The sequence below is a fragment of the Lentimicrobiaceae bacterium genome (assembly GCA_020636745.1).
Lineage (GTDB): Bacteria > Bacteroidota > Bacteroidia > Bacteroidales > Lentimicrobiaceae > Lentimicrobium.
Window position 1 is genome coordinate 409,896 of the sequence record JACJXH010000003.1, and the last position, 17,676, is coordinate 427,571.

14 protein-coding genes are annotated in these 17,676 nt (G+C 38.9%); all 14 read right to left on the reverse strand.

Translation table 11 applies throughout. The annotated features are described in order from the left end of the window. Positions 1 to 173 precede the first annotated feature (173 nt). Positions 174 to 755 carry a glutamine amidotransferase gene (locus H6541_07150; GenBank protein ID MCB9015558.1) on the reverse strand — a complete coding sequence of 194 codons (582 nt, stop codon included), beginning with the start codon at positions 753 to 755 and terminating at the stop codon, positions 174 to 176. 142 nt (positions 756 to 897) lie between these two features. Further along, on the reverse strand, positions 898 to 1,908 hold the full coding sequence (locus tag H6541_07155; GenBank protein ID MCB9015559.1) for a DUF3089 domain-containing protein: 1,011 nt from the start codon (positions 1,906 to 1,908) through the stop codon (positions 898 to 900). 97 nt (positions 1,909 to 2,005) lie between these two features. After that, complete coding sequence (locus tag H6541_07160) at positions 2,006 to 2,383, reverse strand: DUF1801 domain-containing protein (GenBank protein ID MCB9015560.1); 378 nt, start codon at positions 2,381 to 2,383, stop codon at positions 2,006 to 2,008. A 304-nt stretch (positions 2,384 to 2,687) separates the two neighbouring features. Further along, positions 2,688 to 4,178 carry a response regulator gene (locus H6541_07165; GenBank protein ID MCB9015561.1) on the reverse strand — a complete coding sequence of 497 codons (1,491 nt, stop codon included), beginning with the start codon at positions 4,176 to 4,178 and terminating at the stop codon, positions 2,688 to 2,690. A gap of 734 nt (positions 4,179 to 4,912) precedes the next feature. Further along, positions 4,913 to 5,956 carry a beta-lactamase family protein gene (locus H6541_07170; GenBank protein ID MCB9015562.1) on the reverse strand — a complete coding sequence of 348 codons (1,044 nt, stop codon included), beginning with the start codon at positions 5,954 to 5,956 and terminating at the stop codon, positions 4,913 to 4,915. A 343-nt stretch (positions 5,957 to 6,299) separates the two neighbouring features. After that, positions 6,300 to 6,893 (reverse strand): YdeI/OmpD-associated family protein, encoded by a 594-nt coding sequence (locus H6541_07175; GenBank protein MCB9015563.1) that lies wholly within the window; start codon positions 6,891 to 6,893, stop codon positions 6,300 to 6,302. A gap of 203 nt (positions 6,894 to 7,096) precedes the next feature. Continuing rightward, positions 7,097 to 10,432 carry a PAS domain S-box protein gene (locus H6541_07180; GenBank protein MCB9015564.1) on the reverse strand — a complete coding sequence of 1,112 codons (3,336 nt, stop codon included), beginning with the start codon at positions 10,430 to 10,432 and terminating at the stop codon, positions 7,097 to 7,099. A gap of 534 nt (positions 10,433 to 10,966) precedes the next feature. Beyond that, positions 10,967 to 11,368: a GFA family protein gene (locus tag H6541_07185; GenBank protein MCB9015565.1), complete on the reverse strand. Its 402-nt coding sequence runs from the start codon at positions 11,366 to 11,368 to the stop codon at positions 10,967 to 10,969. A 207-nt stretch (positions 11,369 to 11,575) separates the two neighbouring features. Next, a complete protein-coding gene (locus H6541_07190) occupies positions 11,576 to 11,983 on the reverse strand; it encodes a hypothetical protein (protein ID MCB9015566.1) in 408 nt (135 codons plus the stop codon). Positions 11,984 to 12,249: 266 nt separating this feature from the next. Further along, positions 12,250 to 12,759 (reverse strand): GNAT family N-acetyltransferase, encoded by a 510-nt coding sequence (locus H6541_07195; protein MCB9015567.1) that lies wholly within the window; start codon positions 12,757 to 12,759, stop codon positions 12,250 to 12,252. A gap of 260 nt (positions 12,760 to 13,019) precedes the next feature. Beyond that, the gene (locus H6541_07200; protein MCB9015568.1) at positions 13,020 to 13,403 is read right to left on the reverse strand and encodes a hypothetical protein; all 384 of its coding nucleotides are present in this window, start codon (positions 13,401 to 13,403) and stop codon (positions 13,020 to 13,022) included. 496 nt (positions 13,404 to 13,899) lie between these two features. Continuing rightward, complete coding sequence (gene rsgA, locus H6541_07205) at positions 13,900 to 14,967, reverse strand: ribosome small subunit-dependent GTPase A (GenBank protein MCB9015569.1); 1,068 nt, start codon at positions 14,965 to 14,967, stop codon at positions 13,900 to 13,902. Between the two features lie 345 nt (positions 14,968 to 15,312). Then, on the reverse strand, positions 15,313 to 16,353 hold the full coding sequence (locus H6541_07210; GenBank protein ID MCB9015570.1) for a Fic family protein: 1,041 nt from the start codon (positions 16,351 to 16,353) through the stop codon (positions 15,313 to 15,315). Positions 16,354 to 16,755: 402 nt separating this feature from the next. Further along, on the reverse strand, positions 16,756 to 17,472 hold the full coding sequence (locus H6541_07215) for a DUF3784 domain-containing protein (protein MCB9015571.1): 717 nt from the start codon (positions 17,470 to 17,472) through the stop codon (positions 16,756 to 16,758). Positions 17,473 to 17,676 lie beyond the last annotated feature (204 nt).

Here is a 17,676-nt window from a genome sequence, read left to right on the forward strand (position 1 = left end):
ACGATTTATTTAATTTCAATTAATAATTCGCTGTAAAAATCTGACTGAAATGCGTAAACCAGTTATCGCATCATGTTGTATTGCACTACCAGCTGCCCCTGTTTATTCTGATGCTGCATAAATTGCAATAAATCATTGTCCTGTGCAATCACGTTCTGTTGAGCCACTGGGTTTTATTCGCTCCAGATACCGTGCTTAAACAGCTGAAACCACTTTTCAATATTCTGTTTATCTGTAAGTTCAATCTTTTCAAAAATCTCCCTGGCAAACTCAATTGGCGCCACGCCTTTGGCTGTAATGATATTTTGGCCGGTAACAGCCGGTTCATCTGCATAATTCAATGCTCCGGCATATGCAGGCGAAACGGCTTTCAGATAATAAAGATCGTTGCTTGTGTGTGTTACATGGTCTAAACATCCCTTTTGCCCCAGATAAAAGGTGGCTCCGCAAATGGCTGCAATACATTTATCTTGGGCAAATAAGGTATCAAGCAGGCCATCAATTGCGGTGTTGCCCCCTTTTTCCCATGCTGTCCCCCCGGGCAGTATAAGCATAAATATCTCATCCGGCTTAAGCTGTAACAGCGACATTTCCGGAGTCACATGCAAACCGCCCATTGAATGCACCGGTTTACCATCAAGAGTGAAACTTATTAATTCGAACTTATCACTTCTTTTTTTGATTTCTGGCATCAGATAGGCAATTTCCCAATCGGCGAAACCATCAAACAGAAATACACATATTTTCTTTTTCATGTGACATGGTGTTAATTACAAATTCTTAAAAACTGCGCTACAAAATCATCTCCTCAAGCATAAGCCTGCCTTTGTAAATAAAAAACAAGCAACCGCCTTTTTTTACAACCACCCTTTGCGCCATATCAAAGGATATTGCAATTTATTGTCCCAAAAAATTGCGGGCTCTTCTCTCTGCATTTTCGCGCAGATTATAATAATAAAAAGGGATATCAAAACTATGATAAACACCTAATCCCATTTTTCCTGAAATCTGAAACATGGCACTATCGTTTACACTGCTGCATAACAAAACCCCTTTAGCCAAATCAATACGGGCATCGGCAAAATGAGCCACCAACCCAAAGTGGCCTGCACTGTCAACTATCATATACGAGCCGAGGCTTTCAGATGCCGTTGCCAGGGTTTCATCCCTTTTCCAGTTAACAGGATTGATCACTGTTCCAATATTATTGCCCACAACAATATTTGCCCCTTGTACAACATCAGGCGACTGGGTGTTATAAGAAATGATCACACCCAAATCATCCGCATTTTCGGCAAACTTCAGATGCTTGTTTGCATTTAAATAATCAGCAGTTACCGGATATCCGATTACATATGCACACACCATCCGTGCATAAACGGCAGGATTTTTACGCATATAGTCCTGCAGTAAACACAACAATACATTGGCCCCCTGCGAATGCCCGACCAGGATATAAGGACGGCCATTATTGTAATGCTTTATGTAATAATCAAAAGCGGCTGTCACATCCTTCGCCGGAATTCCTGACATAACGTCCCACCTCTGCTCCTCAGAAAGTGAAAGTGTATATACGCCATCGGCCTGACGGTAATAGGGTGCAAAAACATTCCCAACAGTTTCAAAAGCACTTGCCTGCACATCAAAAGCACGTTGCGAGCCCATGAGCATCATTGGATTATCAATGGAACAATAGTTGGGTTCGTCCTGGCTCTCCTTAAACCAGGCTGTAGGATAAACATAAAAAATATCGACATCCTTTGTGTTATCGGCGGGAAGGGACAACCAATACTCCCCTTTTGCATAATCGGTTACAGTTGCAGTGTTGGTGGATGTTGATTTTTGGCACGACAGGATAACCAATGAACAAACGGGAACCAAAATAATTTTGAATAACTTCAGATTCATTTTCATCATTTCATCTATTTTTTTTATGACAAGCCCATATAAATTCAGCTTCAATGCATTAAACTAATTTCGATATCACAAATTTCAATAAATAATTTTACTTATCCGGTTTTTCACTGCCTTTTTTTGGGTTGGCCAATAAATTTTCCCTTACCCAGAACTCAACCATCCGTTTTATAAGGTCAAACGGAACGGGTTTATCAAGCGGAAACTGGACAGAGCCCTTCCCCTGTTTAAAGTGAGCCAACTCAGCTGAAAACTGCTGGTGGCCCGAAGGAGTGGCATAAAACCCGATGTGATGTTTAAAGCAGGCAAAATACACCAGCGGTTTGCCATTAAATTTGTAAGCAGGCATACCATATGCCATATTTTCGGCAGCTTCAGGAGCGGATTCTTTGATAATGACCCTGATGTGCAGGAGAATGGCCTGAACCTCTGCCGGAAACCCTGAAATATAATGGTCAACGTTATTCATCTGTTACTTATTGATGAAATTTTGATGCGGAAAAATCTAGAGAACCTCATTCAATATTCTTTTCTACGCCCTTCAATGCAGGCTTACCCCATCTATTCCCGTTCCCAGGCTATCGTCTGCCTAGATTTGCAGGATATTTACGCCAGGCGTTTGATCTCCAGTCTTGCTTTCCAAATCAGAAAGAGTAAGAAATTGGCAATATTTAGTTTAACCGGAGGGGGTTGCCGGAGTCGTGATGTTGCGCAGCGAGTGGGTTATAAATAAGGCATATTTTATTTTAAATGCTTTCATGCCGGGTTACAACTCATTCATTCGCAAAATACAACTGCAGTAAAGACAACAACTGGTCATGCCTTATGGGTTTTGAAATATAATTATCGCAACCAGCTTTCAGGGCCTTTTCTCTATCACCAGCGAGGGCAAAAGCAGTTTGGGCTATAATAATCACCTTTTCATTGAATTTTCGAATTTCACGGGGAGCTTGATATCCATTCATCCCGGGCATTTGAATATCCATGAGCACTAAATCAATATCAGTGTTCATCCGACAAATTTCAACCGCCTCCAGCCCTGTGGCAGCTTTAAGGATTTCACGGCTATACTTTTTCAGTTTTACAGACATTAACCTTTCTGAAGTTTCATCGTCCTCGGCAATAAGAACTTTCAAACCGGAAATATTTAAAGACAACGGGGGCACTTCATTTCCAGACACAACAGATGCATTTGGTTTTCTTTCTGCTTTCTTATGGATGGGTATGGTAAAAAAGAAAGTTGAGCCTTTAGATTCTTCACTTACCAACCAAATTCTTCCACCCAGCATTTCAACATGGGCTTTCGAAATAGTCAAACCGAGACCTGCGCCCTGCCTTGCCATTTTATCGCCAATATCAGCCTGTATAAAACGCTCAAAAACAGCTTCATGCCTTTCTTTCGGGATTCCTATTCCCGTGTCCTTTACGTAAAATTCAAATTCATCAGCTTTTTCAATATACCCAAATTCAATTGTTCCGGTATCGGTATACTTTATGGCATTTTTAACCAAATTGGAAAGAATTCCATACAACTTCTCCCCATCTGTTTGTATAATTGCTTCTTTACCGGATAAAGCGCAAGCAAAAGACAAGTTGAGTTTTTTTTGTCTGGCGTCCAGTATTAACGAATCATAAACAAATTGCATTTGATGGTTTATATTCGTTTCGGAAAGGTAAATGTCCATTATACCCGACTCTATCTTCGAAATGCTTATGATATCATTGATAAGATTAAGCATGCGGGCTCCGCTTTTCTCGATAATCCTGATATAATTCTGCTGTTCTTCACCCGTAAGTGTCGGTTTTTTCAACAAATCGGCAAAGCCAAGAATTCCGTTCATAGGTGTACGGATTTCATGACTCATATTTGCCAGGAAAGCTGATTTCAGTCGATCACTTTCTTCGGCTTTTTCCTTAGCCAGTCTTAACTGCGTTTTCTCCCTGATTAGTTCCTGATTCGCTTTTTTGATTTTGCCGGAATTTCTTTCAAACTGATATGCTCCTATAACAACCAGAACAGCTGCCGAAATCAGAAAAAAATTATTATTGATAAGCATGTATATTTCTGATAGCCCCGGCAAACCATCAGATTGCTCAAGCTTAAAAAAAACAGTCAGGTTGTATAAAACTATTGTAGAAAATGCAATATAAATGGTTGTATAAAAATTTATCCGGTAAATATAACTAGCCCAAAGCATTATCAAAATCAAACCAGCATAATATGTATTGTTAGCCATGTCGCCGGGCTTGCTTAAAGCTACCATTATCAGGATACCCAATTGACCGGAAGTAAGTAAAAGAAACAATACGGCTTTGCTATAACGATAAAATGGCTTGTAATATGATAGTAAGAAAGTTACAATGAGCATGGGGAATATGAATGCATACCGGATAATCCAGGCAATATTGTAGTTGGATGGCATGGCATAATAATCAAGCAAACCAAAGGCGCCATATATGACCATTCCAAAAATGAGTCCCAAGCGCAATATCCCCGGCGATAAATCTATATTATCAGCCAGTAAATTAGGAAGTCGGAGCCTTATACGCTTCACGTTTAGTTATTTTTACAGCTACAAGAAATAAAGAATCCAAGATAAACTAAAACATCACAAATGTAGCAATTATACATGGCTCTATCGGCAAGAATTATGCGCTTTAGCTCCCGAAAATTTTCAAAAAACTCCGCAACCGAATATTCCGGATGTATGCAGGCTTCCCATCCTGAAAAAGACCAGTCTTTGCTGTGCAAAACACAACTTTTCTCTATCAGCTGAGCAAATGAACAGATTCTTTGAGCTATCTATGCCCGGGAGACCTTTGCTTTTTAAGACTTCGTCAATTATTTGTCATGGCGCCCATAGCTTTAGCCCATAATTTGTACTGAATCCCATCCCCGGCTGCTGATTAACTCATCGCCCTGAAAAGGGAGCAATTCTGTCAAGGTTTATCGCCGGTACTTTATCCTACCGGAGCTTAACATCGCTTTGCGTACTGTTTATTGACGGCTGTTTTGTTTAATTATTCTGACAATGCGGTTATACATCACCTCCGACAAATTCCAGTTATAGCCATTAAAATCAACTGTATTTGTAAATTGAATAACCACCGCATCTATCTCTTTCTCATACCAGGCGAGGGTTTGATAACCAGGTATCAACCCTGTATGCCCAAATTTATATAATGAGCTATAGATTTCCTTTTCCTTCTCATCTTTAAATACTGATCCATTATTTAACGCCCTGATAAATTTCCCTAAATCTTCTGCAGTGGCCAACATTGAACCATTATCCTCTGTTTTTAAGTCTTTGTCGTAGCCCACATAGTAACCACTCATCACATCATTCATATCTACATCGTGAATGGAGCCAAATGTATGGTTTAAGTTCAGCGGCTTTAAAATCTCTTCTTTTACATATTCAAAATGGTCATAACCCAATACTTTATTCATCATTCGGCCGAGCAGTAAATAATTCGTGTTGGAATATTCATAATCGCGGTCAGGCTTAAAATTTGCAGGTTTATCCAGTATTAAGGCAAGCTTTTCATCATCATTTTTTTTCGGGTGAACCCAATAATTGTAGGAATCAGTATAATTGGGAATGCCACTCCGGTGTTGTACCATCATTTTCACGGTAATTTCGCCGGCATACTCAATTCTGTTGCCCAACTCAGGCAAATAATCAAGAAGCGTTTTATTCAGAGAGAGTTTGCCACTTCTTACCAGTTTTGCGACCGATAATGCATTGTACAGCTTACCCACACTGGCTATTTTGAACAAAGCATTGGGGTCGGCAGGTATTTTGTTTTCACGGTTTTTATAACCGGCTACGTACAATCTGGCAGGTTTTCCGGCTTCATCCACATAAACAACTATGCCGTCAAATCCATAATCCATGGCTTTATTCACCTGCTCCTGAACGGTTTCGGGCAAGGGTGCTAACCATGCCTTTACAATGGGCCATGGAACAAAAAATAATGAGATGACGGTCCCCACCAGCAATAATAGCTGAATGATTCGCTTTATGGTATTTTTCTGCATATTTCTTCGGGCTTTGCGTTGTGTAAAATGAGCCACAATGTACAAGTCACTTTACAAACTTAACATTTTTTATACACTTCAAGTCACAGGACCATAACAGACTGTCTTTTTCGTTGCCTGGCCGGCAAACTTTCAAGGTGAAGCCCTGCGGTTGCCTTCCATGCTTGAGAGAAAATTAAGGTTATGGCACCTGCAGGCCCGGGTATTATCTTTTCAATACCTTCTGCCCGGCATTTTGCTCAAGGTGTGAGATAAACCGGCCATAATGCCTGAAACATGCCCGTGGCAATATCAACCCAAAAACAATTCACCGGTTTTATAAGCAGCTGCCTGCAAATTCACGCTATTTCATTCCCAGCTTTTTGTTTTCTATTAACAGTTTTATTGACTCTTTCAACCTGAGCATAACGGTTTCTTCTCTTTTGGCTGTGGTTATCCAGAGAATATAATGTCGTTGATATGTGGGGGCCAGTTGATGAAAGTTTGTCAATGCGGGTTCATTTTCAGCAAATGCTTTCAGCATAAAATCAGGGATAGCTGTATCAAGTTCTTTGCTTTGCTTTTTTAAGGGCCTGCTCTCCCAGTCAATTTCCCCTGTTTTTAAGTAAACATCCACCTTTTCAAGCCCGGCTTTGGTCATTTTGCCCCTTTGAATGAGCGACATGACTATGTTTTTGTTGAGGTCAGACCAATTGGAAATATTTGTCCTTGGTGTAAATTTTCGCACATATTGGTCGTTGTTTACTTTTTTAATCAAGCTGTCAATCCACCCGAAACAGAGCGCCTCTTCCAGGGCTTCATGGTATGTGATACCCTCTGCCTTCAGATGCTTTTTATAAAATATCATCCAAATGCCCGGGCTCTTTTCATGATTAGTTTCTAACCAAAGGCGAAAAGATTCGCGACTCTCAAAAAATAAATGTTCAAGCTCTTTCATCACAATATTTTAAGCAAGGCAGCATTGGCCAACGCATCAGCAAAGTTATTCGCTGTTGTTTTCGGCTCTTTTAACCCCTGCAGTAAATTCCCAGATGCAATCCAGGCACTTTAACACGCTTGTATTACAGTTTTTTCAGAGCCAGCCCCGCTTATCTTTCACGTTAAGTTCACCAGGATTTTGCCCAAATGATGCATTCATTACTACCCGAAATACTTTTCAATCAAGCTTTGTAATACCTCTTTTTTTACAGGTTTCGATATATAATCATTACAGCCTGCTGCCATTACTTTTTCGCGGTCGCCTGAAAGTGCATATGCTGTTTGGGCTATGATGATTACCTCCTTGTTGAACTCCCTGATTTGCCGGGAGGCTTCATAACCGCCCATTTCAGGCATTTGAATATCCATCAGGATTAAATCAATGTCAGGATGACGAAGGCAAAGTTCTACGGCTTCCTTTCCGGTTTCCGCCATTAATATCTGTTTGCCACAATCCTTCAACAGAATGGAAAGATAGTTCATGGACACCTCATCATCTTCAGCAATCAAAACTTTCAGTCCTTTTGTTTTGGAATTTAAATTGCCATTATCCGATAAGACTGCATCAGCATTGGCCTGTTTCTCTTCTGATTTCGCAGCAGGCAAGGTAAAATAAAATGTTGAGCCTTTTCCCTCTTCACTTTCGACCCATATTTTGCCGCCTAGCATCTCAACATAAGATTTTGCAATTGCCAGACCTAATCCCGAACCTTCAAAAACCTTTGTATCCCGGATATCGGCCTGTTCGAAACGATTAAATATGGCATTGAGACGATTGGCCGGAATACCAATACCAGTATCTTTTATATAAAATTCAATAACAGACGCCTGAATTTGACAGCTGATAGAAATTGTTCCGGCCTGCGTGTATTTGATGGCGTTTTTGATAAGGTTTGTAAGGATGGAATCCAGTTTATTTTTATCGGTATTAAGATTTCTGTTTTCTTCAGGAAGTAATTTTTCCAAACTCAGTTTCAATCCTTTTTCTGATGCTTCCTGCGTAAAGAATTGAACCAATTCAACAACCCTTTTATTAAAATCAACAGCTTCATACCTGAGGTCTGCCAATCCGGCTTCTAATTTTGAGATTTCGATAATATCATTCACGGTGTTCAGCATACGCTGCCCGCTTTTATGAACGATTTTAATATAGTTTTCTTTTTCTTCATTGTTTAAATCAGGTTTTAAAAGCAGGTTTGTAAAACCAAGTATACCGTTCATGGGGGTGCGTATTTCATGGCTCATGTTGGCCAGGAAGGCTGACTTCAGGCGGTCGCTTTCTTCGGCCTTTTCTTTGGCTTTCTCAAGATTTTCGATTAATGAAATTCTTTCTGAAATCTTCCAGACAGCGTCCATCAGAAGTGTCAGCTGGCGAATGTCAGCATTATTGTAATCCTGTTCTTTATTGGCTACACCTGCTACCGCAACAATTCTTTCACCGATTATAACGGGGATGGTCAGGAATTTCGACAATTGGATATGTCCCCGGGGAGTGCCATGCTTTATCGGATTATCTTCAGCATAATTGTTCAATACAATAGGTTTCCGTTGCCTGACAGCTTCTCCCCAGCAGCCTGTTTTGTCCAGATCGTAAGTAATTTGCGGATCCCTTACCGTGCATTCATTCATCACCTCCTTCGACCAGGTGTTAAGAATAAACTGCCGGGTAGTTTCATTATAGAAATAAATATATCCTATTTTACTGTAGGTCAATTTAATGGCTTCTTCGAGTGCATAATCCAGAAGCTCCTGTATGGATGTAGTTTGTAGTTGAGAAATTCGCAGCAAACTTTCCAGCCGCTCGTTTTGTTGCTCTATCTCCTTATTTTGAAGAAGTTGTAACCGTTCGCTTTCTTCGGCCTTTTCCTTGGCTTTAATCATTTCCAGCTCAAAACGCTTTTTTTCAGTAACATCGTTAAAAACTACCGCAAACTTGTTTCCCTCCAGCTTATATGCAAAAACATTAAAGTATTTTTGGGTAGCCTCGTTGTAATCAACAAATTCCTCAGACATTCCCGTTAACACAATTTTCCCGTACCTGTCAATCCAACTTTGCTCAATAGCAGGCATAATTTCTCTGATTGATTTGCCAATAACAGATGAAGCCTCTATTCCAACCACTTTTTCCCACATCGGGTTCACTTCCAAAAGGATATAATCAAGTGGTTCTCCCTTTTCGTTGAATATCATTTCATGCAGCCCAAACGCACTTATCAAGTTGGAAAACAGCCCCCTGTATTTTTTCTCGCTATCCTCCATACTTTCCAGGGCATTGATCAATTGCTGTTCGGCTTTTAAAAACCCGGTAATATCTCTTAAAAAAACGACTATTCTTTCATTTAATTCCGGTACAACTTTTACACTCGCTTCTACATTGTAAACACTTCCATCTTTTTTACGATGCACTGATAAAAATCTATCTTCTCCCTTTTTCAGCACTTTTATCATGTGATTATCTACTTCAAGCGCTGATTCGTTGGCTTCTATATCAGATATTCTCATGGTGAGTAGTTCCTGCCGGGTATATCCGCTCATTTTACAATAGGCATCATTTACTTCAAAAATATTTCCCTTGAAATCGGTTAACCAAAACCCGTCATAGGCTGTTTGAAGAATTGCCCTGTTTTGAACCTCGTTTTTTTCTGCAAGTTCCTTAGCCTGAAGCAAACTCTGCTGGTATTCTATTTGCCGTGTAATATCTACAATCTGTGCAATAAAAAAAGATTTCGACAAATCGGGTCCTCTGACAATGGCTACATTTAAATTTCCCCAAACAATACGCCCTGTTTTCGTCACATATCTTTTTGAAACGCTAAAGCGCGCCAGTTTACCTTGAACACAGGCAGCCAGCTCATCCTGTCCAATATTTTTATCGTCAAAATAAGTAACATCCTCAATAAACATATTTTCAAGTTCCACATTGGTATACTCCAACATCCTGCAAAAAAACTTGTTGACCTTTGTGAATCGCTTTTGTGTATTCACCAAAGCCATTCCGATTCCCGAATGTTCAAAAGCGTTTTGAAATTTCAGTTTACTTTCTTCTTCGTTCTCCCTGGCTTTTTTTAATTGCTGTTCAACATTCTTAATGTCTGTAATATCATGATGTGCCCCCAACATTCTGATTGGTTTTCCACTTTCATCCCGGATAGCCAAACCGCGGCAACGAATCCATATCGTTGATCCGTTTTTATGCGTGTATCTTACAATCTGATCGTACGGATGAGCAGGATCTTCGCAATGTTTTGTAAAATTATCCAATGCAACTTTTAAATCATCAGGGTTGATGATGTTTTGCCAGGCACTTGATTTATGCGGCATTTCTTCAGGATTGTAACCCAAAACCGTCCAGAACTTCGGATTCATCCACTCATTTTCAGGATTTTCGATATCCCAGTACCAAAGTCCGTCAAGCGATGACGCCTGAATAAAATCAAAAATGGATTCATCACTTTTGATTAATTCATAAAGTTCCTTTTTTAGATAATTATCAGTCATTGAATTAGTTTTTGTCAGGGTTTTAGTACAATCGGTTATTCCATTTGACTTCTATGAAGAGTCTGCTCCCCCATACAATCAACAATACTTCCCTTCGCACATTTACAGTTTCCATAAAGGCTCCTGCTGTATGGCATTTAATTGTTTCGCAACTTCCCTGAATTCAATGGATGGATGATTGAGTGAATGCTCTTCACCGGGAAATAATGACTGCATTGCTCTTCCTCAATACTTATCCCGCATTAATTTAAACTTGCCTTAACAAAATCCAACCCCGATAAAATATCTATTTCAAATATACCCGATTCTTTCTCATATTCAATATTTGTATGAAAATATTTTGGGGGCACGGCTATTCTTCAGAAACAGAAAATCATTATTTCCTTAATTCAATAATACCTGCCCTATTTTTCTTAAAATCCTATTCACAAAAGCCAGCAAGTATATAGCCGGAATCAGGGATGCAGTTCAAGCGATTAACCCCCATGTCTGTGAAGCTCAATTAACAACAGCAAATATCTTTTTCTTCACTTTTCATCCGGGGAGACGTCCAAACTTATTTATTGCTTCCAGCGACTCGTCCCAGCTCGCTTTATTTGTGATAAAAATATGAGCATCAGGCCGTTTTTCCAGCTTAGTATCCAGGCATCCTGCCGGAACAACTAAAAGTTTACCATCCATTTGCAAATGAGGTAAAGCCGAACCACAATGGACACAAAAGGCTTTCACATGATTGCTTCTGGACGGTTGATATGTCTTGATTTCTGTCTCTTTTTTTATCCATTCAAGTTTAGCTGTCGTCGAAAATAAATTGGCAGCATGAGCAGACCCTGTATCTTTCCTGCAATATCTGCAATGACATAAATAAAAATGCTCAAAGTTACCTGTAACTTTAAATTTAACTCCTTTGCACAAACAAGAACCCACGTATTCCATGTAATCCGTTACTTTTTAATTGCTCAACTGAACAGACCCGCATTTTGCGGCATTAACCAGAAATTGCACAATTACAGATTGTACAACACTTTACGGCCATACGGTTACGCTGTTTAACCGGGCAGCAAGCCTGGCATCAAACACCTTCCCTGCCATAACCCTGACAAAACCAGTGCATCCGGCCACTGTCAGTATAAAATCATACACCTATTTTTTTGCGTATTTTCTCGTATTATTCTCAGGATCGGTTAGCGTTAAAACAGCATCTGAAAATTTAAAATTGCATTCAACAGTTTTACTCATTTCAAAAAAGTCCAGAACAATTTTATCGTCCTTAACCGTCCATTTGTAATTGAACTTTTGTTCGTTCTTCACCGGCTTGCCACCGGAATGTTTCTTTTCTGTTTCAACCATCCAATAACCCGATCCATCATCATTGAACACAAAATTATATGTCACTTTTTCTTCATCATTCACTGAATCCCCGCTTGAATAATCATAATTTCTCTGCACCACAAACCAATGACCAATTAATGATTTTGAAATTGAATCACTCGCCCCGACATGATGAATGATCCCCATAAACAGGAACATGAATAAATAAGTTCTTTTCATTTTGATAACCTCCATTGTTTTTATTTGATAGTTTATATTGATATTTTATGGCTGATGAACCAAATGACACCCTGGCAGTATAGCTTTTTCAAAAATAGCAGTTTCTTCCGTTTTTCAAACATGATTTGCCTGAAAACATGCCTTTCACCGTCGCCTGGTACATCAACAGGCCAAAGGAGGCATTGCAGGCAAGGTTTATCGCCGGCTCTGTCAGAAAACGCGACCGCACCTCATGCACTTCATTGGCAGCCACTTGATTTATGGCCCTATCTGTTCAATTCCAATTTATAATGATATAAATTTCCTGACTCCCCCGTTCTGACGAAGTGATTCTTTTCAAGCACCCGAAACGATGCCGTATTGGTTTTATCAGTCGAAGCCATGATTGATTTTACCTTCGGCTGCATGTAAGCCCAATCAACTAAGCCCTTTACCATTTCTGTCATAAATCCCTGATTCTGAAACTCCTCATAAGTGCCATAACCAATTTCTATTTCACCCTCAGCATTGGGCTCTCCATAAATGCACAGGTCGCCCACCATTCTGTTTTCAGTTTTATAAATGGCTGTCCAGATGGTTGAATACAAATAGTTTTTGCTTTTATCCCTCACATTTGGAATAATGGTCTGCTCTAATGCTTCCTGAAGCTCTGCTGAAACCGACCTTGCCGATTTATTCAGCCTGAGCTCCAATTCCAGAGAGTTATCGCATTTTGCATATTTGATTAACTGCTCATAAGTTAATGGCCTTAATATCAGTCGTTCTGTTTCAATCATTTCAGATTAATCTAAATTAAACCCGGCACCGCCTGCGCAGGAAAGCTTTTTCAATCCCGAAGTTTCGGGATAAAACCCGATTTATTCTTTCATTCAGGCATAATCGCGTTTTCTCAAATTCAATTTTACCTTCAATCCATTTTCTGTGCAGCGCCCATCACTATCGCAAAGTAAATCTAGTCCGGCAATGGAATCAGGCACACCGTGGCTTCACAAGGGGTGCCGGAGAAAATCAGGTGCACGGCTGTTACCCTGCGTTTTTAATCCATGCCTGTCAATACATTTTCATTCACCGGCACTTGAGGTTCAGCATCATCCGATTCTGTATCCGGAATATATTTTAATAAAATCAATCCATCTCCTATCTGCTCATCTGTAACTAAAAATACAGGTTCATCTTCATTTTGTTCTAATTTTGAACCAATTGCATATACCATATCCATTTCACTAAACGTTTCAATTTCCAGATTGGCATCCAAATTAACTTCACCATCAATTAAGTCCATTCCACAGCTTTCATGGCTGCCCAGGTCCAGGGCTTTATTTATTAAAATCATCGTCGAACTGTTCGCAAATAAATAATTGGCATAACAATGTTCATGCTTATGATGAAAATCCCTTTCAAACTCCGTTAATACATCCATAAACCATTCACGGGTTTCGATGTGAAGACCTTCCTGATTAAATTTTTCGGGCTGGAATTTGTAATAATCCTGCAATACCATATGTTTATTTTTTATTTGGCTGCATTCAGGCAACAAATACAACCGGGTTCGTTATTGTTAGCTTTTGAAATCGCTGTAAAAGGGAGTAAGCTTCCCCACAAAACAGCACTGTTTATTCCATTCTTAAAGCCTTTTTAAATGGCCTTTAAAAAGGCTTTCATTTGAATTTAAAACCATCAGGCATCAGCGTATCGCACAACCTTTGCAACTGTTCAATCACTGCCCGAAGCAGCCATTGCGCTGTCAGAAAAAAACCGGCACACAAAGGGCAATGTCAGGGGCTTTGAGAGGGCAGTCTGTCAGTGTGTCCGGTAAAGGGTTTCAAACCATTTCCTGTCAGGAACACAAAAGCTGAAACGGGCTGCAATCCCTGCCATAGCTCTGAACCCCTTATTGGCTGTACCGCACGGCGCGATTAGTACTTATTTTTGTTCAGGTCTTTTTTATAGTTCCTGAGGATTTTTCCAAATGCTTTGTCTTTTCTTCGTTTCTCCGCAATTGTTGATTCAAAATGAGCTTTCTCTCTTTCCATTTTCAAGTAATTTTCATAGGAAGCCTTGTCTATTTCACCCTTTTCAATGGCTTCAAGAACCAAACAACCCATCTCATTTGTGTGGGTACAATCTTTAAACCTGCAATTTTCCGAAAGTCTGAATATTATATCGAAGGTTGTGGCCAATCCATCAGCTGTATCAACGATGCCAACTTCTCTCATTCCCGGATTGTCAACAAGTATTCCGCCATTTTCAAGCACAATTAATTCTCTGTGACTTGTAACGTGCCTTCCTTTGTTTGTGCTTTGGCTAATTGCATCAGTTTTCATTACAGGCCTTCCTGAAAGATTATTCAACAAGGTAGATTTTCCAACGCCCGAAGAGCCAAGCATACAAAAAGTCTTACCTTTTTCCATGATCAGTTTTAAAGCTTCATATCCTTCCTGTGTTTCATTGCTGATGGCAAAAACTGAAATATTGCCGATTCGTTGAATGATACTATCGATAATTTCATTTTTAGATGGTTCGTTTATCAAATCAGTTTTCGTCAGTACAATTATCGGAACTATTTTAGATGAATAACAAATAGTCAGGTATCTTTCAAGTCTGTTGATATTAAAATCCCTGTCGACAGCTTGAACCAACAGCGCATAATCTATATTTGCCGCAATTATTTGTATTTCTCCAAACTGACTAACGGCTTGTCTGGCAATCATTGAAAACCGTGGCAGTATTTGATGAATAAGCGAAAAATCAGCATCATAAGTTGTCAATGCAACCCAATCTCCTACTGCGGGAAAATCCTCCCGATTTTTCGCCGAAAACCGCAAACTCCCTGTTATCTCGGCTTCATATTCTCCGTTCTCTGTCCTGACAATATATCTTTCCTTGTGTTCAGAAATAACCCTGCCAATCTCAAAATCCTTCAGCTTATGCTCAATCCTTAACTTTTCAAGCTTCTCATTATACCCTAAATCTTCCAATTTCATTTCAGTTACCAGTTTAAGCCTGTTATTTCAATATTCGCACCACGCGTTTACCAACACAAACTTAACACTTTTCCTTTACTTTTTCTCCATGGCAGAATGATAAACGCGGGTAAAAGGTACGACCCCCAACGGGGTCGGATTCATGGATTGACATCCCATTTTCTATAAACATTTCACCCCTCCGGGGTGGTATTTCTTTTCAGCATTGAAATGTAGTTCAACCGTTAACCGGGGACAAAGGACAAGCTCAGCGAAGCTCATATTCGCCGGGCTTTCGCTTTGGCGGAACAGGGCTTGCACGCCGCTCAAATTCCTATTTGTTTTAGCTCGTTTTTTATCGTACCATTAAAAGTAAGTATTTACAGCAAATTTAAATTGGTCAATAAATATTTCTTTAAAACTAGATATATTATTCTGTTCATAAAATAAAAGCATTGCTTTCTTATATTCAACAGAGTCAACAGTTCTAAATGAAACAGGACAATACTTATAATTCATTAAAATAGCATTACTTACAATTCTTGCCGTTCTTTTATTTCCATCTGCAAAGGGTTGGATATATGAAATTAGCACCAACAAGAGCAATGCTTTTTCGAAGATATTTTCTTTGCTATTCACCAACTCACACATATTCGAAAGGGCTTCTGAAATTTGAAACTCATTATCAAGAGGGCGATAATTTGTTCCCGAAATACCTATTCTTCCTTTTCTTATGTTCTTGTCTACCCCGAGTTCTTTTATCAGTAAACTATGTATGTCTTCAATTTTCGAAACTGATAATGGAATCAGATAATCAGGGTTTTCAACTATAAAGTCAATGGCTTCCTTGTGATTTAGAAGCATAACAGCTTCTTCTTTTGTTTTGCCTGATGCAGTTTCCTTTTCCTTAAAAAGTCTTTCCGTTTCCAGCAGAGAATATGTATTTCCTTCAATCTGAGACGATTTCCAACTTAAGTCAATAGCTAACCGTTCTAATTCCTTTTTGTATTCTATTTCAGATAGTTGTGAAATATTCTTTTCGAATTTCTTTTGAAGTAAACTTAACTGCTCTAATTCATTTGATGTGAATACGCTACACACTTTGAGGGTCTCTGAGATGAGTTGTAAATTAAAACTTTCCTTAATTACTCTTTCATCAATTTCCTTTTCAAAGTATTTCTCTTTGTCGACAGGGTATAGAATTTCATAAGTAGGTGATATCAAGTATTTCGTTGATTTTCCCTGTCCCTTTTTTGTTAAGAGATTTTCATCGATTAACTTGGAAAGTAATCTTTTTACAGTAGCATAACTAATCGATGTCGAAAGACTATCAAATATTTCACTTGAAGAAACTTCTTGGTTTTTCTTTATAAGCTCAATTATTTCTAATTCTCTTTTATCAATCATAGAGTTTTAATTTACGGCTCACAAATATAATTATTATGGCTCAAATAGTCGTAATATTGAGCCGTATTTTCTTTCAAGATGAGCTACAACGTCCTTAACAAATTAGCAGAATGTAAGCAATGTATTATACGCATTGTTGAACTAAATCCCGCCTGCGCGGGATAGCTTCATCAAAAATACCCGATTCTTTCCGTTATTCAGGAATTATTCACAACAAAAATTTCTGATATGAGAAAAAAATCGGGTTTTATCCCGAAACTTCGGGATTGAACAGGCTGTTGAATGTAGTTTAACCGGTAACCGAGAACGAAGGACGAGCTCAGCGAAGCTCATATTCGCCGGGCTTTCGCTTTGGCGGAACAGGGCTTGCACGCCGATTTAATTCCTGTTTGCTGGCCACAGTTATATTTTTTCTTTCAATGTTTTAATCTCAATATATGCCGATTCAGTAACAGATTTTTCTTTGAAATTAGTTATTGTTTTCTCTCCGTTTTCTTTTGAAACAATCAAGTACGGAGGCTTTTCTGAATGAATAAGCAATCGACATTTTCCAAATTCATTAAGGTCGAAAAACCCTTTTTTAACTGTTCCAAAACTAAATCCATTTGTCCGCATTTTGATTTCTGGAAGGCTGTCAACCAGTTTAACACTTTCTATCTCGGCAATTTTAAATTCAATTCCATACATGCCTGAAAATTGAACCGAATCTTTATTGAAAATTACCTTTGAAGGAATAAGTCCATAAGTTATAAGTACAATCGCCAATATAAAACCCAATCCAGGAATCAAATATGTAAGTTTAGTTTTCTTCTTCTTGTTATTGTCAAACCTTTGTGCTTTAACCACCAAAACAGTCACCCCAACTATAGTAACTATCAGTATCATTGAGTTGGCTATCATTGTAAAGCCAATCCATTTAAATAAATAATATCCGATTATAATTGACAATCCGATAATAATTAATCCATTGCGCATATAAGTCGATAAACCGTCAATGTCCACATTTTTCTTTTGCTCTGCGGACATGGTGTTGTATCCAGCAATCAAATCAGGTGCAGATTTTACTAAAAATCCAATCCCAATCATGAATAATCCTACAACTAAATTAAGTATATCCATTGTCTGTCTGTTTTGAAAAATTGTGGCCAGCGGCCGAAGCTAAGTGCAGGCGGGCATTTCAAAGCAATCAACATTTAATAAACCACTATGCTTATTAAATGTATGATGCTTCAAATCAGCACTATCTGCCCGCTTGCATTTAGCTTTTGTTATGAGCATTTTATCATTTCCCTTTACCCTTTTTCAAACTTACCGAAAACAGCA